Here is a 22,379-nt window from a genome sequence, read left to right as displayed (position 1 = left end):
CTGAATTGACTTTGAATCACATTCGTGGTAAAATATATCCAATAACACAAACCACAAAAAGAGGATAAGATTTATGATAAAGAAAGTTATTTCTGCAGTTCTTGCAGTTACTCTCGTTTCATCAGTTTTTATTACAGCATATGCAGCAGATACTGAGAAGGCGAAGAAATATTTTAAACCGTCCGATCTTTCAGGAATGTTCGATTTCATGACAGGAAAATCTGATGGAGAAGCTTCTGAAAAACTGGATGTAAACGAAGACGGGGTAGTGAACATACTCGATACTATTTCCATGAAGGAATCAATATACGAAGATCATTCGTACTATAAACATGTTCTGAGTTCATCTGATTACGAGAAGGATATCAACGATTCTCAGAAACTCAACCGTATGGCTGCAACAGTTGCTGAGATTATAAACGGACTGCTTCGCAGCGATTCTGGTATTCCTGAGGAAAAAGGAAGATCTGTTTCGTTTGATGACGGAAGCGAAACTGCAGAAGAAGTCAATCGCATTATTCATGATAAATACGGATATCGTAATCTTAAATGGATAGCTGACTACAGCTTTTTTGGTCAGACAAAAGTTATATGTTCTGTAAATAATGAAAAGACTGGAGCATATCCTCTTGGAATACCGAATGATATTATAATTCCTTTTGACAAAGTCGATACATCTTTTTTTCAAATGATGAGCAGTTCAGATGCGGACTGGCACAGTTATTCCCGTACTGTTTCACAGCTTAATGACGACGCAAAGATGATGTACGGACTTACCGGACTTGCACTCATAAATGCAATTAAAAACGGCAAATACACAGAAGAACTTGCCGGAGAAAGAATAATTGTAAACGGAGCCGATGACGATGACTTCTGCGTTCAGCTGAACAAACTTGCCAGATTTTCAAACAAGTTTAATTTTAAGTGGGCGATACACATTTCGGACGGTAAGGTCGTATCGGTTTATCTGACAGATTTAAACGGTAAGGTAACAGGGGCATATCCGGCTGCTGTTCCTCAGAATCTTGCGATTCCGTTTACATCCGGACTTGATCAGTATGCTTCCGGAGAGGAGAACTGGAAGGACGGTTTTGCTGATAAGACCTCAGAAGATCCGGAAACTGCATCACTTCCTGATTATCCGGAAATATCTGAAAATGATGCACTTATAAAAGCATACTACTATTTCTCATACATGGAATCCGATCATCCGGACGTGGAAATAGAAGACGGTGTTTATAACTATGATAATTTTGAAGAAGAACTTCCTGAACTTATGAATGACCGTATGTTCCGTTACATGGATCCTCTTTATAAGCACGAACACATTAATCTTACTTTCCTTGACGGCAAACTTTCTGAAGTTGAGTACATAAACGACGGATGTGACAAGTCTTTCAAGGTTTCCTATGAAAGATACCTGAAAGCGAAGGAAGAAGAAACGGTAAAAGTAACTACATCCGGCGGAGGAAGCAGAACAGTTTCCACTAAAGTCATCGGTCTGAACGATGATGAAGAAAAGGTTAAAGTCCCGGATCCGGATCATCATCTTTACTACAGCACTGATGCGGATGGTGACAATACGGTCATCAGATTAAGAACTGAAGAAGAGCTTGAAGAATCTTCGAAAGAGACATCCAGCAGCTGGACTGTTACGATCCCGAATTCAGATATTAACTGAATAAGATTTTTCTCTCCCTAAGGTTGTCCCTTTGCAGAGACCTATGATATTTTTACAAACATAAAAATTTAACTGAAAACAAAAAACGCCGCATCTCAGAACCGGACTAACCGGTGAGATGCGGCGTGTTTGTTATTTAGCAGAGAAAACTATTATTTTTGAAGATCCACAATCTCTGAATCCACATTAATAACAAATTTATCACCATCGGCGGAGAGGTTTACCTTTCCTCCGTTTTTCAGTTTTCCGAAAAGGATATCGTCAACGAAAAGCGGTTTTATCTCGTTTCTGATCACACGGTCTGCTTCACGGGCGCCGTATTCAGATGAGATACCTTTTTTCTTGATAAGATCAGCTGCAGCCTTGTCGTATTCAAGTGTGATGTTCTTAACTGCAAGTTTGTCAGCAAGTTCACCCAGCTTTTTACCGATGATCTTTTCCGCCATGCTGTCATCCATGCCGTTGAATACAACGATACGGTCGAGACGGTTGCGGAATTCAGGCTGGAAAATACGTTTTACTTCCTCCATGACAACGCTGCTGTCTCGGTCTCTGCTTTCAAATCCGATAACGCTTTTTCCGATGCGGCTGGCGCCTGCGTTCGATGTCATAATTATGATGACATTGCGGAAATCAGCCTTGCGTCCCTGATTGTCCGTCAGTGTTGCATGATCCATCATCTGCAGAAGAATGTTGTAGATGTCCGGATGTGCCTTTTCTATCTCGTCAAGAAGAAGGACTGAAGACGGATTTTTTCTTATTTCTTCAGTGAGGAGTCCGCCTTCCTCGTAGCCGACATATCCCGCAGGAGAGCCGATAAGCTTGGCAACTGCATGCTTTTCCTCGTATTCACTCATGTCAAAGCGTATGAGCTTAAGTCCGAGTTTCAGAGCAAGCAGACGTGCAATCTCGGTTTTTCCGACACCGGTAGGACCAACGAAAAGAAGACTTGCGAGCGGTTTGTTTTCATCGTTGAGCCCGGCCTTCGAGAACTTGACGGTGTTGACCACCTGCTTTATTGCTTCGTTCTGTCCGAAGATAAGAGCACTCAGTTTTTCCTCAAGTCCTGCAATTCCGTCCATATCTTCAGTTTCAACAGTTTCGACCGGAACGCGGCATATCTTTGTGAGTACGGCGTTTATTATTTCGCGGGTCACCACCGGAACAGCACCGGCTTCCTTTAAAAGCATTTCCGTAACAGATGAGAAAGCGGATTCATTATCCTGATCTTTTTTGTCCATACCGAGTTTAAGATATGCTCCGGCCTCGTCGATAAGATCGATGGCCTTGTCAGGAAGGAAGCGTTCGTTAATGTATTTTGAACTCATCTCCACTGCGTACGGTATTACGTCATCCGCATATTTTACACCGTGGAAATTTTCATATCTGCTTTTAAGACCTTCAAGGATCATTATGCATTCTTCCTTTGAAGGTTCCTTTATTTCAACGTTCTGGAATCGTCTTATGAGGCTTTTGCTTTTTTCAAAATATTTTTTGTGTTCCTCGTATGTCGTGGCGCCGACAAAGCGTATCTTTCCGTCTGTCAGATACGGTTTTAACAGATTTGCAGCGTCAAATGAGCCGTCACCCGTGGCACCTGCACCGGCGATGTTGTGGATCTCATCGATGTAGATTATCGGATTCTCGTCACGGCTTATATCGGAAAGTGCCTTCTTAAGCCTTTTCTCGAAATCACCGCGGTATTTCGTTCCGGCAAGCATCGAGCCGATGTCGAAGGAATAAACACGAGCGTTCTTCAGAGGCTCCGGAACCTTACCCGATACGATCTTTTTTACCAGACCGTACATAACTGCAGTTTTGCCTACACCCGGATCGCCTATGTGAAGGGCGTTGTTCTTGTCAAGACGGCAGAGTATCTGCATTGTCCTTTCAAGTTCTTCGGTTCGTCCTATGAGCGGATTAACATCGCCGAGACTGTCGTTAAGGCAGGTTACAAAGCCTTCTGTGCTGCGATGACTTTTACCTGAAGATTCCGGTCCGGTGATAAATTCATCGTCCTCATCTTCATCATCATCTTCGACACTGTAGTATGTATGTTCATCAGTGTCGTCACGCTTTTTTATTATGACATCTTCAGGATGCGGCTCTTCATCATCAAGTTCAGCAATAGCACATAAAAGATCGGTTTCCTTTATACCCTGCTTTTCAATGAAATAAACGGCATAAAGATCCTCTATCTGCCACATTCCGTGGATAAAATGCTTTATCTCAATTTCACGGTTTCCACTGTTTGAAGCGCTTATTGCGGCGTTTTCCAGTGCACATTCAAGCGCAAGGGAATTCTGTACTGTATTGGTTTCGCTGCTGTATCTGTCTATATTATTTTCAATGTAATCATAAAGATCAGCTTCGAGAAAGTCAGTATCTCCTCCGCAGTCGGAGAAAGCACTGTCAAACATTTCATCATCGCAGATAAAATAAAGCACAGTTTCCGGAGTGCATAATTCCAGTTTCTGATTTTTTGTAAATTCCGCAGCGTTTATAAGCGCTGTAAGAAGATGTTCAGAATATTCCATTTGTTTTATGCCTCCTCTACAAGCATTCTGAAAGGAAACCCCTCATCACGTGCGCGCTGCATTGCTGTACGTGTCTTCGTCACAGCTATGTCGTATGAATATGTTCCGACTACAGCTTTCCCTTTTTTATGCACATCAAGCATCAGGGCTTCAGCAGTCAGCTTATCTTTGTGAAAGATATCGATCAGTACAGCCACGACAAAATCCATTGTCGTAAAATCATCGTTGAGCATGATCACGTTGTATCGTTTCGGTTCCTTTGTCTTTGAACCGGTCCTTTCTAATGTCTGTCCCTGTAAACCCATTGTATGCTCCTTTCGTTCTATGAAAAACTATATTTGCTGAGGAAGCGCGATCTCCCTCTCTTTAGATAAGATATTATTTTATAGCTGCGTTGTTCTGCCATTTTCCGCTGAGATAATAGATCCATGTTACAATAAATCCCATGCCGAATCCGAAAATACCGTTCCACCAGATGATAGTGTGTCCGAAAATGTCACTGTATCGGAAAAGATAAGTTACAAGAACTCGTGTGCCGAGAGCGACTGTGGCGACGATCATCGGGAAAGCACTGTGGTTTGAACCCTGAAACACTCCGAAAACAGGAACGTACATTGTGAGAACTATGTTTACGAGTGCTATGGCACGCAGATGCTGCAGGCAGTATACCGCAGCCTGGTCACTCAGACTGAACAGAGTGACTATTGAACCGGAGAATACCGTTACCATGGCGGAAATGAACAGAGTGAATAAAAGAGCAATCACAAGCGCCTGCTTTACGCCTTTCTTAACACGTTCCGGTTTGCCTGCGCCGATGTTCTGTCCGGTGTAGGTGGCAAGTGTGGTCTGGAAAGCTGTAGCCGGAAGGTTGAGGTACATTTCGATTCGCTGGCCTACTGTTGCGGAAGCTGTCATTACCTTTCCGAATTCATTTACAGCACGCTGGATAAATGTAAGACCGAAGGAAACGATCATGAGCTGAAGCGAGATAGGAAAACCTATTCTGACTGTAGCTTTTATCATCTGTGAATCCCAGCGGAAGTCGGAGAGCTTAAAGCGGAATACTGGATATTTCTTTGTCATGTAGAAATATGCCGCTGCAAATGAAGCTGCCTGTGAAATGTCTGTTGCAACGGCGGCACCTGTTACGCCCCATTTGAAATACGCCACGAAAAGAAGATCGAGACCGATGTTCAGCACTGATGAGATAAGAAGAAAATAGAGGGTCGCAGCACTGTCGCCGACAGCACGGAGAATAGCCGAGAAAATATTGTATCCGAACTGGAAAACAAGGCCTATGCAGTACCAGCGGAAATAGTTTACGGTAAGACCGACAATGCTCCGGTCAACGTTAAGAAGATATGTATAGGCAGGTTTTGCGGTCAGAATTCCAACAAGGGCACAGATCACGCCGAGACCCAGCAGGAAAAGGATTCCGACCGATGCGTTGGCACGTACTTTTTTTCTCGCTACCGGCACCGTAATGCTGTGCAACGACAACACCGTTACCTGATGAAAAACCAATGGCTACCGCGAGAAAGAAAAAAGCAAGACTTGCAGTTGTTCCGACTGCGGAAAGTGAATCCTCGCCTGAGTATTTACCGACGATTATAGTATCAACAGTGTTGTAAAGCTGCTGAAGAAGTGAACCTGCAAGAACCGGCAGTGAGAATTTAAGAATATGTTTCCACGGCGCACCTTCCGTCATGGATTTTGTCTGGATCTTTTCTGTATCCAATTAACAGACCTCCTGAATAATTTATTTGATTTTGACATTCAATATAAATTATATCAAAATGACAAAACTTTTTCAATTGACAAAATCATCTGAATTTTATTTGACAACCAAAGCCGATTAGTATATAATTTATTATGTCTATCAAATCAGTATGAAAAGCGGGTGATGATCTTCCAGCCATGCATCCGCCTTAAGTATTATGAGGTGTTTATCGTATGTTAAATCAGTTTTCAAGAACAGAATTGCTAATCGGTGCGGAAGGAATAAAGAAACTTTCGGAAGCCAGGGTAGCAGTTTTCGGTATAGGCGGAGTAGGCGGATATGTTTGCGAAGCGCTTGTACGAAGCGGCGTTGGTCACTTTGATCTTGTGGATGACGACAAGGTATGTCTGACAAACCTTAACCGTCAGATAATAGCTACAAGAAAGACTATCGGAAGATACAAGACTGAAGTCATGCTCGAAAGAATGAAGGATATAAACCCTGATGTCGATGTCCGTGTTCACAACTGTTTCTTCCTTCCGGAAAATGCTGATGACTTTCCGTTTGAAGAGTATGACTACGTTGTTGACGCAGTTGATACTGTTACAGCAAAGCTTGAACTCATAATGCGCTCGAAAGCAAAGAACGTTCCTGTTATCAGCGCTATGGGCGCGGGAAACAAGCTTGATCCGGGAAGATTCAAAATAGCTGATATCTACAAGACCTCAGGCTGTCCGCTGGCCAGGGTAATGAGGTATGAGCTCAAAAGACGCGGCGTGAAAAAACTCAAGGTCGTTTACTCCGATGAACCACAGATAAGACCGCGTGAAGATATGGGTGCAAGCTGCCGCACAAACTGTGTATGTCCTCCGGGAGCACAGCACAAGTGTACCGAACGCAGGGATATTCCGGGAAGCACAGCCTTTGTTCCGGCAGTCGCAGGACTTATGATAGCAGGCGAGGTAGTGAAGGATCTTATCGCAAAATAAACCTGTACACATGGTTGAATTATAAAGATAAATGTGATAAAATTATAGTGTTAAGGAAACGCTGATTTATTCATAAATCAGCGTGGGGCTTCGGGGCGAAGCCCCGCAAATCCCACCTCCGTAAATCCGGCAAAGCCGGATTTACGATTAAATCAGTGTTTCCTTAAGAAAACATGATTTTTGAACTGATCAGTGCTTGCTTAATGCATTACTGTTTTATGATAACAGCGGGGAGGCGACGGGGTTGAAGAAAAATAAGTTTAAATCTTTTGTATTACCGGCAGCGGTCACTTTGCTTGCACTGCCTGTTATGACATCGTGCGGTGATTCTGAGTTTCATTCACTGAGTGAGGAAAAGCAGATAGAATACGTTGAAAACTATATGCGTGAAACGTATAATGAAGAGTGGAAGGCTACCGGTATTTTAGGAAGAACAGAGAAACTTGGTAATAAAATTCCTGCCGGAATGTTTATTTCAACACTTGAAAACAGTGATTCAGGCGATGTTGTATGTATGTGGATAACTTCATCAGGCCAGATATTCGAAGACAGGTTCATGCTGAGAATGCGTCAGCCGGCCAAGGATTATCTTGTGAAAGCCGTGGAAACTGCGCTTCCGAACGCGAAGGCTTTTGCTTTTGTAACGGTCGATTATCCGGAACTGAACGGTGATTACCGCAAGGACGGCAACGTTGAACCGCTTCTGACGGAATCAAACCTGAACATTGAAGTAGAGGTATATACAGGTAAGGACAAGCCTTTTAAGAGCGAAGATATTCAGAAACTTACATCTGCTCTGAAAGATGTCCAGTTTGACAGCATAGGCGTTTGGATCTGTGACGATACAGGTATAACCGGCACTGAGAAAAACAATTCACAGCTTAAGCTTTCAGGACAGAAAAAATGGCAGATCTCAAAGGATGAAAAGGGAAGATGTTCCTGCAAAAGCGTTGAAAACGGCGGCAGCGATGAAACAGGGAAAGAAACAAGTGAATAAATAAAAATAAAACCGGCTTTTTCAGCCGGTTTTTATTTTTAGGGGAAAGTAAAACGGCCATGCCTCGAAGACATGACCGTTTTGAAAGAGAGTTTTAATGTCAGTAAATAAGGGACTAAAGTAAATGCTGATTTATTCTTAAATCAGTGTTTCCCTGAGAATATTACTTGCTGAAAAGTGGTGTTGAAAGATATCTGTCACCTGAGTCAGGGAGAAGTGCAACGATTGTCTTGCCCTTGTTTTCAGGTCTTTCAGCAAGGATAGATGCAGCCTTAAGAGCGGCACCTGATGAAATACCAACGAGGATACCTTCGCTTACGCCGAATGCAGCGCCTTCAGCAAATGCGTCTTCGTTTTCGATTGTGATAACTTCGTCGTAGATATCTGTGTTGAGAACTTCAGGAACGAAGCCTGCGCCGATACCCTGGATCTTGTGAGGACCTGCTTCGCCCTTTGAAAGTACCGGGCTTGATGCAGGTTCAACTGCTACGATCTTTATGTCAGGATTCTTTGACTTGAGGAATTCGCCTACACCTGTAAGTGTACCGCCTGTGCCGACACCTGCTACAAAGATGTCAACCTTGCCGTCTGTCTGTTCCCAGATCTCAGGACCTGTTGTCTTTCTGTGTGCTTCAGCGTTGGCCGGATTTACGAACTGACCGAGGATAACAGAACCTTCGATCTCCTTGTTGAGTTCGTTAGCCTTTGCGATAGCACCCTTCATACCCTTTGCACCTTCTGTGAGAACGAGGTCTGCACCGTATGCTGCAAGAAGTGTTCTTCTTTCAACGCTCATTGTGTCAGGAAGTGTAAGGATAGCCTTGTAACCCTTTGCTGCTGCAACAGCTGCAAGACCGATACCTGTGTTACCGCTTGTAGGTTCGATAATTGTTGCTCCCGGCTTGAGAATGCCTTTCTTTTCAGCGTCTTCGATCATTGCGAGTGCGATTCTGTCCTTAACTGAACCAGCCGGATTGAGGTATTCGAGTTTTGCAAGAATAGTTGCATTGCTGATACCAGCCTTCTTTGTATAGTTGTTGAGTTTGAGAATAGGTGTTCCTCCGATAAGTTCGAGTGAACTCTGCTTGATGTCTGCCATAATAATTCCCTCCGTTAAATATAAAATAATAATAATTACTGTAATGATAAGCAATTATTGATGTAAACCTTGTTTTCCTACAGGATAAGTAGGAGTTGATATTTTAATAATACACTATTGAGCACGAATTGTCAATAGTGAGGTCTTAAGTAATTCTTATCATGGTCTTATTATAACGCTGCGGATTCTGTTTGTCCAATACAGTTTACACATAGCAGCTTATAGGTAAAATCTATATCTCTGATTTGCATTGGACACGTAAATATGCTACAATTATAGTACGCAGGGGAGACTTTAGTTTCCCGGAAATTTATGAAATAATGACAGGAGCGTTGGGAATATGATAAATACTGAAGAGATAAACGGAAAAATCAAAAGGGTGATATTCACAGAGGAGGAGATAAAGGCAAAAACTGCTGAAGCGGGTAAATGGGTAAGCCGTGAATATAAGGACAAGCCGCTTCTGCTTATAAGCATACTGAACGGAGCGTTTGTTTTTATGGCTGATTTCTGCCGTCAGATCACCATTCCGTGTGAAGTTGCATTTATGTGTGCCAAAAGCTATTATTCCGGAACTGTCTCGACAGGGGAAGTAAGCATAACAATGGATGTAAGCCAGGATTTAAGCAGATATCATGTAATAATCGTTGAGGATATTATAGATACAGGCCGTACTCTTCATGATGTGGTGGAGAAACTTAAGGAAAGAAATCCGCTTTCACTGAAGGTGATCACTCTGCTCGACAAGCCTTCGAGACGTCTTGTGAAATTCGAAGCGGACATGTCGCTGTTCACAATTCCTGATCTGTTCGTAATAGGCTACGGACTCGACTGTGACGAATACTACAGAAATCTGCCTTACATAGCTGAATACGATGAAGAAAAGCAGTGATCTCATTTTCTGCTGCTGTCGTATTTTTTAGTGAAAAGTCTGATGAGGAAAAGAATGCCTCTGATGCACAGCTCGATACACATTGCTGTCCAGACACCTTTAAGTCCGTAACGCGGAGCAAGGAATGCTGAAAGAGGAATGCGTATCAGCCACATACTGCAGAAATTCAGACAGCTCGGTATAAGGGTGTCTCCTGCACCGCGGAACACTCCGGAAGCAATTATGGAAGCGCCGTACAGCGGTTCGGCGAACGCTTCGATACGAAGCACTTCTGTTCCGAGTCTGCGTATTTCTTCATCATCTGACAGAAAACCTATCATATACGGTGCATAAATATACATCAGGCATCCTATCACAGTCATGATGACCATTCCGGTCACAGTGGTGAGTATGCCTGATTTTTTTTGTCATGTCGGAACGTCCGGCTCCGATACACTGACCTGTTATCGTTGTTGCGGCAGAACCGATACCGTATCCGGGCATATAGCACAGACTTTCTGCAGTGATGGAAAATGAGTGGGCCGCTATTGCAATTGTTCCGAGAGGTGAAACGATTTTTGTGGAGGCAATGTAGGCACTGCATACAATAAGCTGTTCGACTGCGACCGGAAATGAAATGCGGAGAGCCTGCTTCATAGTTTCAGCGGAAAAATGCATTTTCTCGCCCTTCCTCAAATGGAGCGAATCTGATTTTTTCAGCAGTGCGTAAAGCATGAAGACAAGAACAGTTATCTCTGCAAGGGCAGTTCCCAGAGCGGCACCGTAAATGCCGAGGCCGGCGCCCGGAAGATATATTTCACTGCCGAAAATTCTGATCGTACGTGACGGAAATATAAGCATAAAGTTATAAATCACGTCAAGAAAGCATTTTGAAATATTCAGTGTACTCGGCAGTTTCATGTTACCGCTGCACTGAAGCATTCCTGCAGAAATATGATTGAGCTGAAAAAACGGCAGGGAAGCTGCATATATCATGAAATATCCGGATGCGCTGCGGCGTATATTTTCTGCTCCGCCGAGCCAGTGCGGAAGTATACTGCTGACAGCGATGCCGGTGATCATTAAAGCCATACTGAAAAGAAGTACTGAAATGAGACCTGACTTAACGGTGTTCTGGGCTTTTAGGTCTTCACCTGCACCGATCAGATGTGCTATCTGAACGGTAAAACCGATGGATGCAGCTGAACATATACCGCCGAACAGCCAGGTGGTTGATGATACAAGCCCGATCGCAGCTGAGTCAGACGGGCTTAAATGCCCGATCATTGCAGCGTCGGTGTACTGCATAACTATTGATGAGACCTGAGCCATGATCGCGGGAATGCTTAAAGTGATTATCATACACAGCTGTTCATAAAGCGAGAGTTTTTCCCCGTTCCGCATCATAGCAAGGTAGTCTTTTTTTGATGTCATTTATTATCCTTTCCTTCAAACATGCCGGAAGACAAACTATTATAAATTATAGCATATATAACATAAACAGTAAAGACTCAGAAAACAAAGAGATCAAACCGGAAACATAAGAAGTTTACAGAGATCTCCGGAAATGATTTTATAAAAAATACATGAAATTTAATAGATTAAAAACGATTTTTATGTTATAATTATTATATGAATAACGAATAATGCGGGGGTATCATATGTTTGAAAAAATATTCAGATTAAAACAGAACAATACCAGTGTAAAAACGGAGCTTACGGCAGGCCTTACTACTTTTATGACTATGGCGTACATTCTGGCGGTAAATCCTTCGATACTCGGTGCGGCCGGAATGGACCAGACTGCTGTGCTTATTGCTACGTGTCTAGCGTCATTTGTCGGAACAGCCTGTATGGCTTTCATGGCTAACCTGCCGTTTGCGCTTTCAGCTGGTATGGGGCTCAATGCGTTTTTCGCATATACCATAGTCGGAATAATGGGATATCCGTGGCAGGTCGCTCTTCTTGCTGTATTTATTGAGGGAATAATCTTTCTCGTGCTTTCCCTTACAAATATACGTGAAGCCATCTTTAATGCCATACCTCTGTCGCTGAAAACTGCAGTTTCAGTGGGCATAGGTCTGTTCATCGCATTTATAGGACTGCAGAATGCGGGTATCTGCGTTGATAACGGATCAACTCTTGTTTCCATAACTGATTTTACGGCGAATTTCAGTACTGCAGGAATAAGCGCACTGCTTGCTCTTCTTGGAACACTGTTTACCTTCATTCTCTATCTTAAAAAGGTAAAAGGATCGGCCCTTCTCGGAATAATCGGTACCTGGGCAGCAGGAATGGTATGTCAGCTTGCGGGAGTTTATGTTCCTTCACCTGAAGCCGGATACTATTCACTGTTTCCGTCTGTGCAGATGACGGACTTTAACGCTTTTTTCAATACCTTCGGACAGTGTTTCAACGTTGATTTGAACACAATCGACTGGTTCAGTTTTATAGTTATCATATTCTCGTTCCTGTTTGTTGATCTGTTCGATACACTCGGAACACTAATCGGTGTCAGCGCAAAGGCGAAGATGCTTGACAAGGACGGAAAGCTTCCTGCAATAAAGCCGGCACTTTTATCTGACTCAGTAGCTACGGCAGTAGGCGCGGTTTTCGGAACCTCTACAACAACTACATTTGTTGAGTCATCTGCAGGTGTTGCTGAAGGCGGAAGAACCGGACTTACGGCTCTTACCACCGCTGTTCTTTTCCTCGTATCAATCTTTTTCGCACCTGTTTTCACAGCGGTACCGGGATTTGCAACAGCTCCTGCACTTATTGTTGTCGGTTTCCTCATGTTTTCGGCGATTGCAGATATAAAATTCAGCGAAAAGAATTATACCGATGCCGTACCGGCGTATATATGCATTATTTCCATGCCGCTGTTTTACAGCATTTCAGAGGGTATCTCACTTGGTATCATTTCCTACACGGTCATCAACCTGATCTGCGGTAAAGGAAAGAAGATACCTCCGCTTGTATATGTTCTTTCAGTTCTTTTCGTTCTCAAGTATATTTTACTTTAAGGGATTTTCGGGTATCTGTCACTTTTTATAAGTCGAGAAAATCCCTGCTTTCGTGAAAAAAAGCAGGGATTTTCTTGTTCAGAAAACGGAGGCATCGTTAATATGTGTGGTAACTTTTCCGCCTCTGTTCTTTATCCTTTTGCTGCTATTAGAGAAACCAGCGTGTGTGGATATCAGTGTCAAGGGTTTCCGCGTAGCGGTGCTTGCACCCTTGATACTGATATTCACATATGCTACAATTTCTAATTGCAGAAGAAGGATGAACGCTAATTCCAAGGCAGTCTAACATCAATGCCTGAGCATCTCAGCATTATCATAGCTAACATGTTATCGATATTTCTGAAGCCATAGGCCATACGTATAGATAGTTTTATCTTGTTGTTAATTGCTTCAACTCTTGCGTTCGAAAGATGATATTTTATCGTGTTCAGAATCGATTTTCTATGACGATTGATTTTCTTTTGTAGCTCAACAAACTTTGGCAAACGACAATGTCTTGCCCACTTAATCCATGCATCAAGTTTTTTCTTCAGCCTCCTCAGCTGTATCACTATGAAAGACGTATCTAAGCGCTTCTTTAAGTTTGTAAGCTCTGAATAGTTTAGGATCTGTTTTCGATATCCAGTCAATCTTGTCAGCTTGCCTGGACGTGAGTTTTTCCATCGACTTTCCTAATATGAGCTTGGATGTCTTTATTTCTTTAGCAACGTCAATCGTCTTCGGAGTATCCTTGGGCTTACGACCACGTTTGGCTGGTCTTTTACATAGTGCTACTTCCTTTTTGATTGAACGCCATGTATCTACGCGCATATCGTCAAGTGCTTCCATTGCCCAGCTGATTACGTGAAAAGGATCTACACAGCGCTCAGCGTTTGGACAGTATTCTTTTATACATTCATCAATCCATTTAGCTCCGTCTCCGGATACGAGTTGTATGTTTGCTCTCTGTTCTTCTGTTAGCTGATCAAAGAATGAAGAAAACACACTTTTACCATGACCTTCAGATGCCCATATCACCTTTCCGGTATCATGGTTTATCACCGTCGTTATGTATTTATGACCTTTCTTGTAGCTTGTTTCATCTACACCGATTCTAAAGAGATTATTAAATCTTTTTTCAGGGTCAGTATCAAGTGCATCGTTTACTCTTTTAACGATTGCTCCAACGGTACCCCATGAAATTCTCATGAATTCTGAAACTGCAACTTTAGAACAATTAACAGCCAGCCAGGCTGTTATCTGCTCAAAATCATAGGTGAAACCTGAGTTATGCCTTGCCCACGGAAACTGACATGTAACTACTCCGTGTTCAGGACACCTGACTCTGCATGATGGGGCTACAAGTATCACTTTGTATGTTGACCAGTCACATGCTCGCCACGTTCTTGCTCCATAGTTTCCTGCATCATATACTTTACATTTCCTGCCGCAGATTCCGCATCTGCACTGATGTCCTTTGGTTGCATGGACCTGAATGATAAACGTGTCGTCTTCAAATACAGTTTTATCTATCGCTGTATACTTGACATTTAAGATTTTTTTGATATAATTATTACAAAGCATATGGTATCTCCTGTTTTAATTTTTTCTCGTCAAAAAAATCATAACAGATATCATATGCTTTTTCAATTTTTTACGGCTTTTTCTGCGATTTTATTTCCACACATGTTAATGAAGAGCCAGAAAACGCTGATTTTTTCATAAAACAGCGGGGGTCCGGGGCGAAACCCCGCAAATCCCACCTCCGGAAATCCAGCAAAGCAGGATTTCCGATTTAATCAGTGTTTCCTTAGATTAATATTTAACAGTGAGGAAATTTTTTGAATTATACTCTGTAAATAAGAGATTTGAACTTTGCTCTGTCAAGAACTGTTCCGACACATACGAACAGTACCGAGCTGCAGACCGGCTGAATGAAGCCGCGTAAAACTGTACCTATCGTCGATGCGGCAAATCCGAACATGATTCCCTCGGCGATCCAGTAGCCGACTATTGTTATCACACCGGAAACAGCACTCATTATTATCATTTCCTTTGTCATGATCCTGTCGCTGTCCTTCTTTTTAATATATTTCAGAGCGACGATGAAAGGCAGTGTATTGAGTGCCTTGATGATGAGTGTAGGAAGTGCCCATACTGCGGAACCTGAAAGAATATCTGCCATTGCACCGCCTGCAGAAGCTGCAAAGACTGCGTACGGTGCAGGAAGAAGACAGGATGCAAGGTATATCATTGAATCACCGAAGTGAATGTATCCGTCATTTACAGTCTTTATCTGAAAGCATGCTGTGAGAACAGTGATAATTGCTGTAAACATAGCTGTTGTGGTCATAGTTTTGATTTTCTGATCTTTCATTGTAACAACTCCTTGAATCCGAATTTATAATGCGCTGATTAAAATTACTGCAGTATTTTAAAAACCTACTTGAAACATATGAATCTTATGTATATAATAATAATATAACTTTGTCATTATTGAAATACACAAAAACAAGAATTTTTAAGGGGTCACTTTATGAAGTATCAGTTTCCTGATGATGACAAGCCGCTTTACCTCAGGGTCTACGGCTATTATAAAAACATGATCACAGACGGTACGCTTTCACCGGGTCAGAAGATACCGTCGATAAGACGGTGCGCTGAAGAACTTCAGATAAGCCGTACCACAGTTGAAAATGCATATATGTCCCTTGCTGCTGACGGATATATTATTTCGCGGAAGAACAGCGGTTTCTACGTTAGTTCCATCTGTCCGGCTGACAGAAGACAGGCTATGAAAAAAGATGAGTCCCGCAGCCCGGAGATCATTTATAATTTTTCCTCGGCGGGTGCTGACAGGGAAAGCTTTAATTTTGATATGTGGCGAAGATATATCAAGAGTGCTCTCAGACAGGACGAGAGGCTTCTTTCATACGGTGAGCCGCAGGGGGAGTATGAACTCCGTGAAGCTATAGCTTCGTTTATATCTTCACGCAGAAACGTTGTGTGCTCGCCGTACAACATAGTTGTGGGTGCGGGTGTTCAGAGCCTTCTGCATATACTCTGCTCCGTCATTGGTGAAAAAAAGAAGATAAGTTTCAGTAACCCTGATTTCAGACAGGGTACAGCTGTGTTCCGGGACCACGGGTGGATCATTACTGATGATGATCCCGATGTTATTTATGTAAATCCGTCAAGCAAGGGCGACTTCGGCGATGTCATGACTGTTGAGCAACGTTTTTCACTCATAAAATCAGCAATGGACGCGGGAAGGCTTATAATCGAAGATGACTACGGAAATGAGTTTTCCTATTTTTCAGGAAGAGCACCATCGCTCCAGAGCCTGGCTTCAGGCAAAAACGTAGTCTACACCGGAACGTTTTCAAGACTTCTTCTGCCGTCAATCAGAATGAGTTACATGGTTCTTCCCGATGAAATGATGGAAAAGTATCTTGAAGTGGCGGCTGACTACAACCAGACCGCATCCAAGACCGAGCAGATAGCCCTGTGTCAGTTCATAAGGGACGGACACATGGATTCGCAGATAAGAAAACTCAAGAAGCTTTATGCGGCCAAATCCGCAATGCTTGCGGAAATAATAAAGAAAACTTTCGGCGATTCGGTAAAGATCCTGCCCTGCGGAAGCGGAGTAATGGTAAAGGCTCGTTTTTCTAATGTACATGAGCCTGAAAAACTTAAAGAACGTGCAGCAGAAAAGGGCCTTAAGTTTAAAAGTAAGACAGATGAAAACGGTGGTGCAGTTCTTCTTCTTTCATGCACATCAGTTAAGACGGAAGAACTTGAAAAAGCCGTTTTGCTTATAAAGGAGGTAATTTAAATGAAAAAATACAAACGAATTTTTACAGTTGTCATCGATTCACTCGGCGCAGGAGCCATGCCTGATGCTGAAAGATTCGGCGACAGCGGGACTGATACGCTGGGACATATCGCACAGTCGGTAAGCAGCTTTAAGATCCCGGAACTTCAGAAACTTGGTCTTGCCAATCTTCACAGTATCGATAAGGTAAGTCCTGTCGGTGCACCTGCAGGAAAATTTGCATACCTGTACGAAGCAAGCAACGGAAAGGATACCATGACAGGCCACTGGGAGATGATGGGGCTTAAGATCACAACTCCGTTTAAAACATTTACCGATACAGGATTCCCTGAAGAGCTTATAAAAGAACTGGAAAAGCGTACTGGTCATAAGGTGATCGGAAACAAAAGCGCCAGCGGTACGGTCATTCTCGATGAGCTCGGTGAGGAGGAGATAAGTACCGGGCACATGATAGTCTACACCTCAGCGGACTCAGTTCTTCAGATCTGCGGCAATGAGGAAACGTTCGGTCTTGATGAGCTTTACCGCTGCTGTGAGATAGCAAGGGAACTTACCATGAAGGATGAATGGAAGGTGGGCAGAGTAATCGCCAGACCGTATGTCGGAAAGAAAAAAGGTGAGTTTGTCCGTACGAGCAACCGTCACGACTACGCGCTGAAACCATTCGGAAAAACTGCTCTTGATGTACTTAAGGAAAACGGCTTTGACGTTATTTCAGTAGGAAAGATATCTGACATTTTCGACGGAGAGGGAATAACAGAGTCAAACAAGTCAAAGAGCTCAGTCCACGGAATGGAACAGACCATTGAGATAGCAGGAAGAGATTTTACCGGACTCTGCTTTGTAAATCTCGTTGACTTCGACGCACTGTGGGGACACAGAAGAAATCCGGTCGGCTACGCCGAAGAACTGGAACGCTTCGACGTAAAGCTTGGCGAGCTTCTGAAAGTGCTTCGCGATGATGATCTGCTTATTATCACCGCTGACCACGGAAATGATCCAACCCACACGGGAACAGATCATACAAGGGAAAAGGTCCCGTTTATCGCCTATTCGCCGTCAATGAAGCAGGGCGGCAGGATAGATGACCAGAACTGCTTTGCAGTCATCGGAGCATCAATACTCGACAACTTCGGCCTTAAAATGCCGGAAGGAACGATCGGTGCCTCCATTCTTGACAAAATCAGAAAGGAATGAATGCTATGTATAAAAAATTACAGTCATGCTTAAAAAGCATAAGAGAAAAAACAGATTTTGTTCCGGAAGTCGGACTTGTACTCGGCTCTGGCCTTGGTGACTACGCTGACAGCATAAAGCAGGTCGCTTCGGTGGAATATAAGGACATAGAAGGATTCCCTGTATCAACTGTAAAGGGTCACAAGGGAAGATTCGTTTTCGGATATGTCGGAGAAGTCCCTGTAGTGATCATGCAGGGAAGGGTGCACTACTACGAAGGCTATGCGATGACTGATGTTGTGCTTCCGGTAAGACTCATGGGAATGATGGGAGCGAAAAAGATCTTTCTGACAAACGCTGCAGGCGGTGTGAATGAGAATTTTCACGCGGGTGATTTCATGATAATCACTGATCATATTACCACAGGTGTACCAAGTCCTCTTATCGGTCCTAATATCGAAGAACTCGGAACAAGATTCCCTGATATGAGCGAGGTCTACAGCCGCAGGATCATACAGGTGATAAAAAACTGTGCCGAGGAATGCGGAATAAAAACACAGGAAGGCGTGTACGTACAGTTTACCGGACCAAACTATGAAACACCTGCTGAGGTGCGTCTAGCCCGAATATGGGGCGGCGATGCCGTAGGAATGAGTACTGCATGTGAAGCGATGGCAGCAAAGCACATGGGACTGGAAGTGTGCGGAATTTCGTGTATTACCAACATGGCAGCCGGAATATCAAAAACACCGCTCAACCATAAGGAAGTACAGGAAATTGCAGACCGTGTGTCAAAACAGTTTGCAGAACTTGTAACAAAAGTAATACTCAGTTTCTGATTTTATAATATTGCTGTATATGAAAAAAACGACCCTCCGCACTGCGGGAGGGTCGTTTTTTTAGCTCTTAAGGAAACGCTGATTTTTGAATTAATCAGCGTGGAGGTTCCGGGGCGAAGCCCTCGCAAATCCAACCTCCTGAATTCCGGCGAAGCCGGATTCCCGGTTTAATCAGTGTTCCCTTAATTATTCGGAATCTTTCTTCTTGAACGGGTAAGAACTTTCTTTTCTACCTGACAGTCTTCTGATTCTGTAAGCGGTGTTTCAGACCATTCTGTCCACTCGCCCCAGTCGGAAACGATCTCCTTTTCAAAGTGATATATTGTTTCAAGAAGATTTCTTCTCTTGTAAATGTACCATTCAGTTTCTGTTGAACCGAACTTCATTGCGTATGATTTGCCGTCAACAACGTGTGCGCTGAAGAATATATTGCTTATCATCGGATCGCCGGCAGGTGTTGAGGTCATGTTATCAGTAACAAGTTTCCAGTTCTTAACGTCCGGCTTTATGTTCTGTTCTGAAATGATCTCTTCATAGATCCAGTTTACACCGTTTAGATTTGTATTGAAGAAGTTTGCTACATCAGGACTTGAGAATGACATACCGTTCATGTTCGCCGGATTGAACCATCCTGCATATTTGAAGCCGCTTGCAACACGAACTATTTCACATGTTGGTCCCGGTGGTATAGCCTCTGCTGTGTAGTACTGATCCACTTCCCATTCTGAGAATTTCTGATCAGTACCGGTGAGTGTGTAGCCTTCGTATTCGCTTGTATCTGTTGTATCACGCTTGTCAGTTGTGCGTGTTCTGATCCTTTTTCTGTATTCGGTCTTAGTCTCGATAAGGAAGTTGTTCGGTGATACCGGCATAGGATTTTCTTCCCATTCAGACCAGCTGCCGGCGCTTACTGTCAGCTTGATGACAGATCCCGGAAGCACTTCCGTATCGGCAGGAATGCTCTGTGAAATTACAAAGCCGAAATCCTTGTCGCTGTCTGCATATTCTATTTCAGGAACAAGACCCTTGAATTTGATCATCTGGACAGCTGCTTTCTTTTCCTGACCAACATAGTTAATGATCTTTTCCTTTACAGGCTCTGGTTCAGGTGCAGGTTCCGGCTTGATTTCCGGTTCGGCCTTAACTTCCTGTTCAGATACGGTTTCCTGCTTCTGTTCAGCCTGTTTTGCAGGATCGGCAGCTGGAGCTTCAGCTTCTTTGCTGATTTCCGGTTTTGCATTCTGTTCATGCTTGTCCGGCTGTGCTTCAGCTGATGATTTCTTTGCAGTGAAATCAAGTATTGAATCAACTGATTCGTCAAGAGCCTTTCTGGCTTCTTCCTTTCTGATTTTTTCACGGACGTCGTTTTCTTCAGTATTGTTTACCGGTTCAGTTTCAGGTTTTGATTCCGGAACTGTAAAATCAAATGCAGAGAATTTGTTCCTGTCTGTGCTCTTGGTGTATTCCATGTAGGTTATTGGGTTTGCATCAGGGTCATCTGAAGCATTTCTCATGGTTACATTTCGTGCTATGTTAACTGTAGGATCATAGTCTCTGTGTTTTTCCGGTGTGGTGTTTTCAGTGGCTTTTTCTTCCGGTGAAGGTTTTGCGTCGCTGCCTGATACCGCACCGATCGGCTGCGAAGTTTCTTCGATGAGAAGAGAGAGTCTTTCGTTGAAAGATGATATTGAAACAGGCTTTGCATCCAGCGGGTCAGGGTCAAGAGCTTCATAGGCTGAATGGCTGCCGGCTGCATCGCCGTTGTTCATTTTATAAGGGTCAAACATTGAAAGCGAAGCCGGATCAAATGAAGCGATAGGCGAAGCGTTTTTCGGAGCTTCCGGCTTTTCAGGGACCGGAGCAGCAGTCTGGGCCGGTGCTGCCGGATGCGGAGCAAAAGGATCGGTAAAACCTGAAGGTATATCAGGGATGATAGGCGGCGGTGCAACTGTTTTCTGTTCAGGTACAGGCGCTGCGCCCGGTTTGTTCATAGTAAAATCATTAGGCTGGAAGGAATTAAACGGCGGAGGTGTTACAGTGGTCTGGAAACCGTTTTTTGCCTGGCTTAATGCATTTTCCTTTGCCATTCTTTCGAAAGGGGAACCGAAATCAGGATTTGCCTGAGCATCCTTTAATGCATTTTCCTTCACCATTCTCTCAAAAGGTGAACCGAAATCAAGTGTTTCGGAACGTACCGGAGCATGTGCTTCCGGTTTGAAATCACTGATCTTTTCCGGGTTTGTATTTACTGATATATTTTCTCTCGGTTCCGGTGATGTAAAAGTTTTTCTCGCCGGTTTTAAGATTTGCACCACAGTAACCGCAGAAGTTCATTTTCTTTTTTTCTTTTATAATCTCGCCGCAGTTTGGACATTTCATATAAAACGACCTCCGTTTTCTATATTAATCTATGTATAATTTTATCATATTTTAGTGAGTTTTTCAACCGAATTAAGCTGATTGCTGTTAAAAAAAATCTAAAATATTTTGTTTAAATCGCACAGAAATGTTCAAGTTTTTTATTTACAAATAGCAATTAACTGTAAAATTATATTAAAATGGCGGTATTCTTCACTGTGACGAGGAATACCGCCTGAATATTATCCGAGAAGTACGTTCAGGAATCCCATGAGGAAACCGAGCAGACCTCCAAGTGCTACAAGGGCATTAAGCTCCTTGCGGGCAATGTCCATAATGAGTTTTTCGAGTTCCGGAAGTTCAAATTCATTTATCTTCTGTTCGACTATCCCGCTTATATTGAAGCCTTTAAGAAGGTTAGTGAGATATTTTTCTATAAATCCTGAGTAGAGTGCCCACAGTTTTTCTTCATAGTCCGGGAATTTTTCCTTAAGGTAAATGATCGTTTCGCCGACAGGCTTGTCCTTCAGTTTCTCATATTCCTTGTCAATGAGACCGGAGATGAGTGTCGGTGCCTTTTCCGTGATAAGATCATTTATTTTTTTTACAAGTGAATCACGGGCGGAACTGATCGCTTTCGGAGCAAAACCGGAAATGAGAGGGTTCGAATTGTTTGCAAGCTCTTCTTCAGCAAAGTCGAGGAGAGAGGAAGCAACATTCATGTCGATCATTTTTCTGGCAATGCCTGAGCCTGCTGTGTCTTTCAGTGATTTTTCCTTGTCATCGACAACTGTCATAATTCCTTTTGAATCAAGAAGTCCTGAAAGTGTTTCAGTACTTTCTGAAAGAGATTCGATCTTCTGGTTCAGAGCTGTTGTGATCTTCGTTTTAATATCATCTGAAAGCAGTGATTTTCTGATAGTTGCATCATCGAGAAGATTGTTTCCGATAACGTCAGCGATCGATTTTGCGATTCTCGGCTTTTCCTTTGGAATAAGACCCGGTGTGAACGGAAGCTGAAATTTGCCTATGAATACCGGCTTCCATGGTCTGAAAAGCATTCTTATTGCGATTCCGTTTGTTACTGTTCCTATTGCTGCACCGATTATCGGTGCGGTTATCAATTCGTAATTCATTCTGTATCCATCTTTCTTTCATAAACACTGTTACTCCGTCAGCAGAAACGCGGCGGAGTAACAGAACACATATTTTATTTTAAAGCAGTTTCCGGACCGGATCAGTGAGCCGCCCGGGTTATGTAAACTGACA

At 43.1% G+C, this 22,379-nt stretch carries 18 protein-coding genes; 8 read left to right on the top strand and 10 right to left on the bottom strand.

What is annotated here, in order from left to right; all coding sequences use genetic code 11:
* The first annotated feature begins 73 nt into the window (after nt 1–73).
* On the top strand, nt 74–1,681 hold the full coding sequence (locus CC97_RS06210; protein ID WP_044974273.1) for a hypothetical protein: 1,608 nt from the start codon (nt 74–76) through the stop codon (nt 1,679–1,681).
* Nucleotides 1,682–1,833: 152 nt separating this feature from the next.
* Here the strand turns inward: CC97_RS06210 and CC97_RS06205 are convergent, their stop codons facing one another.
* From CC97_RS06205 to CC97_RS06195, 3 genes are all read right to left on the bottom strand, one after another.
* Nucleotides 1,834–4,218, bottom strand: coding sequence for an AAA family ATPase (locus CC97_RS06205; protein WP_044974272.1), 2,385 nt, complete (start codon nt 4,216–4,218; stop codon nt 1,834–1,836).
* Between the two features lie 5 nt (nt 4,219–4,223).
* A complete protein-coding gene (locus CC97_RS06200; RefSeq protein WP_044974271.1) occupies nt 4,224–4,523 on the bottom strand; it encodes an ATP-dependent Clp protease adaptor ClpS in 300 nt (99 codons plus the stop codon).
* 73 nt (nt 4,524–4,596) lie between these two features.
* Nucleotides 4,597–5,712 (bottom strand): MATE family efflux transporter, encoded by a 1,116-nt coding sequence (locus tag CC97_RS06195; protein ID WP_197021833.1) that lies wholly within the window; start codon nt 5,710–5,712, stop codon nt 4,597–4,599.
* A 459-nt stretch (nt 5,713–6,171) separates the two neighbouring features.
* On the opposite strand from CC97_RS06195, the gene CC97_RS06185 reads away from it, so the two are divergent.
* A complete protein-coding gene (locus CC97_RS06185) occupies nt 6,172–6,927 on the top strand; it encodes a tRNA threonylcarbamoyladenosine dehydratase (protein WP_044974268.1) in 756 nt (251 codons plus the stop codon).
* Between the two features lie 244 nt (nt 6,928–7,171).
* On the top strand, nt 7,172–7,924 hold the full coding sequence (locus CC97_RS06180) for a hypothetical protein (RefSeq protein WP_044974267.1): 753 nt from the start codon (nt 7,172–7,174) through the stop codon (nt 7,922–7,924).
* A 163-nt stretch (nt 7,925–8,087) separates the two neighbouring features.
* Here CC97_RS06180 and cysK read toward each other — a convergent pair whose 3' ends face one another.
* Nucleotides 8,088–9,023: a cysteine synthase A gene (cysK, locus tag CC97_RS06175; protein ID WP_044974266.1), complete on the bottom strand. Its 936-nt coding sequence runs from the start codon at nt 9,021–9,023 to the stop codon at nt 8,088–8,090.
* A 340-nt stretch (nt 9,024–9,363) separates the two neighbouring features.
* Between cysK and hpt the strand changes: the two genes are divergently transcribed.
* Complete coding sequence (gene hpt, locus CC97_RS06170; protein WP_044974265.1) at nt 9,364–9,915, top strand: hypoxanthine phosphoribosyltransferase; 552 nt, start codon at nt 9,364–9,366, stop codon at nt 9,913–9,915.
* Nucleotides 9,916–9,917: 2 nt separating this feature from the next.
* Here the strand turns inward: hpt and CC97_RS21545 are convergent, their stop codons facing one another.
* Together CC97_RS21545 and CC97_RS06165 are read right to left on the bottom strand one after the other, a co-directional pair.
* Nucleotides 9,918–10,256, bottom strand: coding sequence for an MATE family efflux transporter (locus CC97_RS21545; RefSeq protein WP_347493506.1), 339 nt, complete (start codon nt 10,254–10,256; stop codon nt 9,918–9,920).
* A complete protein-coding gene (locus tag CC97_RS06165; RefSeq protein WP_347493505.1) occupies nt 10,213–11,328 on the bottom strand; it encodes an MATE family efflux transporter in 1,116 nt (371 codons plus the stop codon). The genes CC97_RS21545 and CC97_RS06165 overlap by 44 nt, the downstream gene beginning before the upstream one ends.
* 227 nt (nt 11,329–11,555) lie before the next feature.
* On the opposite strand from CC97_RS06165, the gene CC97_RS06160 reads away from it, so the two are divergent.
* Complete coding sequence (locus tag CC97_RS06160) at nt 11,556–12,920, top strand: NCS2 family permease (RefSeq protein ID WP_044974264.1); 1,365 nt, start codon at nt 11,556–11,558, stop codon at nt 12,918–12,920.
* A gap of 516 nt (nt 12,921–13,436) precedes the next feature.
* Here CC97_RS06160 and CC97_RS06155 read toward each other — a convergent pair.
* Together CC97_RS06155 and CC97_RS06150 are read right to left on the bottom strand one after the other, a co-directional pair.
* A complete protein-coding gene (locus CC97_RS06155; protein ID WP_049962727.1) occupies nt 13,437–14,483 on the bottom strand; it encodes an ISL3 family transposase in 1,047 nt (348 codons plus the stop codon).
* Between the two features lie 262 nt (nt 14,484–14,745).
* Nucleotides 14,746–15,276, bottom strand: coding sequence for a TIGR04002 family protein (locus tag CC97_RS06150; RefSeq protein WP_044974263.1), 531 nt, complete (start codon nt 15,274–15,276; stop codon nt 14,746–14,748).
* 159 nt (nt 15,277–15,435) lie between these two features.
* Between CC97_RS06150 and CC97_RS06145 the strand changes: the two genes are divergently transcribed.
* From CC97_RS06145 to CC97_RS06135, 3 genes are read left to right on the top strand one after another with little or no spacing between them, the layout of a single operon-like run.
* Complete coding sequence (locus CC97_RS06145) at nt 15,436–16,737, top strand: PLP-dependent aminotransferase family protein (RefSeq protein WP_044974262.1); 1,302 nt, start codon at nt 15,436–15,438, stop codon at nt 16,735–16,737.
* Nucleotides 16,738–17,934: a phosphopentomutase gene (locus CC97_RS06140; protein WP_044974261.1), complete on the top strand. Its 1,197-nt coding sequence runs from the start codon at nt 16,738–16,740 to the stop codon at nt 17,932–17,934.
* The gene (locus tag CC97_RS06135; protein ID WP_044974260.1) at nt 17,931–18,752 is read left to right on the top strand and encodes a purine-nucleoside phosphorylase; all 822 of its coding nucleotides are present in this window, start codon (nt 17,931–17,933) and stop codon (nt 18,750–18,752) included. The genes CC97_RS06140 and CC97_RS06135 overlap by 4 nt, the downstream gene beginning before the upstream one ends.
* 182 nt (nt 18,753–18,934) lie before the next feature.
* Here CC97_RS06135 and CC97_RS06130 read toward each other — a convergent pair whose 3' ends face one another.
* Both CC97_RS06130 and CC97_RS06125 read right to left on the bottom strand, forming a co-directional pair.
* The gene (locus CC97_RS06130) at nt 18,935–21,067 is read right to left on the bottom strand and encodes a PASTA domain-containing protein (protein WP_156036797.1); all 2,133 of its coding nucleotides are present in this window, start codon (nt 21,065–21,067) and stop codon (nt 18,935–18,937) included.
* Nucleotides 21,068–21,352: 285 nt separating this feature from the next.
* On the bottom strand, nt 21,353–22,246 hold the full coding sequence (locus tag CC97_RS06125) for a DUF445 family protein (RefSeq protein ID WP_044974258.1): 894 nt from the start codon (nt 22,244–22,246) through the stop codon (nt 21,353–21,355).
* Between the last annotated feature and the right edge of the window lie 133 nt (nt 22,247–22,379).

Source organism: Ruminococcus sp. HUN007, assembly GCF_000712055.1.
In the GTDB taxonomy this organism is placed as follows: domain Bacteria; phylum Bacillota; class Clostridia; order Oscillospirales; family Ruminococcaceae; genus HUN007.
Note: the sequence above shows the minus strand (reverse complement) of the source record. Positions and strands in the feature narration are given on the sequence as shown.

What these genes read in the sequence shown, in the direction of transcription:
- CC97_RS06210 (WP_044974273.1), top strand. Translation starts at nt 74, where the DNA reads ATGATAAAGAAAGTTATTTCTGCAGTTCTTGCAGTTACTCTCGTTTCA.
- CC97_RS06205 (WP_044974272.1), bottom strand. Translation starts at nt 4,218, where the DNA reads ATGGAATATTCTGAACATCTTCTTACAGCGCTTATAAACGCTGCGGAA.
- CC97_RS06200 (WP_044974271.1), bottom strand. Translation starts at nt 4,523, where the DNA reads ATGGGTTTACAGGGACAGACATTAGAAAGGACCGGTTCAAAGACAAAG.
- CC97_RS06185 (WP_044974268.1), top strand. Translation starts at nt 6,172, where the DNA reads ATGTTAAATCAGTTTTCAAGAACAGAATTGCTAATCGGTGCGGAAGGA.
- cysK (WP_044974266.1), bottom strand. Translation starts at nt 9,023, where the DNA reads ATGGCAGACATCAAGCAGAGTTCACTCGAACTTATCGGAGGAACACCT.
- hpt (WP_044974265.1), top strand. Translation starts at nt 9,364, where the DNA reads ATGATAAATACTGAAGAGATAAACGGAAAAATCAAAAGGGTGATATTC.
- CC97_RS21545 (WP_347493506.1), bottom strand. Translation starts at nt 10,256, where the DNA reads ATGTATATTTATGCACCGTATATGATAGGTTTTCTGTCAGATGATGAA.
- CC97_RS06165 (WP_347493505.1), bottom strand. Translation starts at nt 11,328, where the DNA reads ATGACATCAAAAAAAGACTACCTTGCTATGATGCGGAACGGGGAAAAA.
- CC97_RS06160 (WP_044974264.1), top strand. Translation starts at nt 11,556, where the DNA reads ATGTTTGAAAAAATATTCAGATTAAAACAGAACAATACCAGTGTAAAA.
- CC97_RS06155 (WP_049962727.1), bottom strand. Translation starts at nt 14,483, where the DNA reads ATGCTTTGTAATAATTATATCAAAAAAATCTTAAATGTCAAGTATACA.
- CC97_RS06150 (WP_044974263.1), bottom strand. Translation starts at nt 15,276, where the DNA reads ATGAAAGATCAGAAAATCAAAACTATGACCACAACAGCTATGTTTACA.
- CC97_RS06145 (WP_044974262.1), top strand. Translation starts at nt 15,436, where the DNA reads ATGAAGTATCAGTTTCCTGATGATGACAAGCCGCTTTACCTCAGGGTC.
- CC97_RS06140 (WP_044974261.1), top strand. Translation starts at nt 16,738, where the DNA reads ATGAAAAAATACAAACGAATTTTTACAGTTGTCATCGATTCACTCGGC.
- CC97_RS06135 (WP_044974260.1), top strand. Translation starts at nt 17,931, where the DNA reads ATGAATGCTATGTATAAAAAATTACAGTCATGCTTAAAAAGCATAAGA.
- CC97_RS06125 (WP_044974258.1), bottom strand. Translation starts at nt 22,246, where the DNA reads ATGAATTACGAATTGATAACCGCACCGATAATCGGTGCAGCAATAGGA.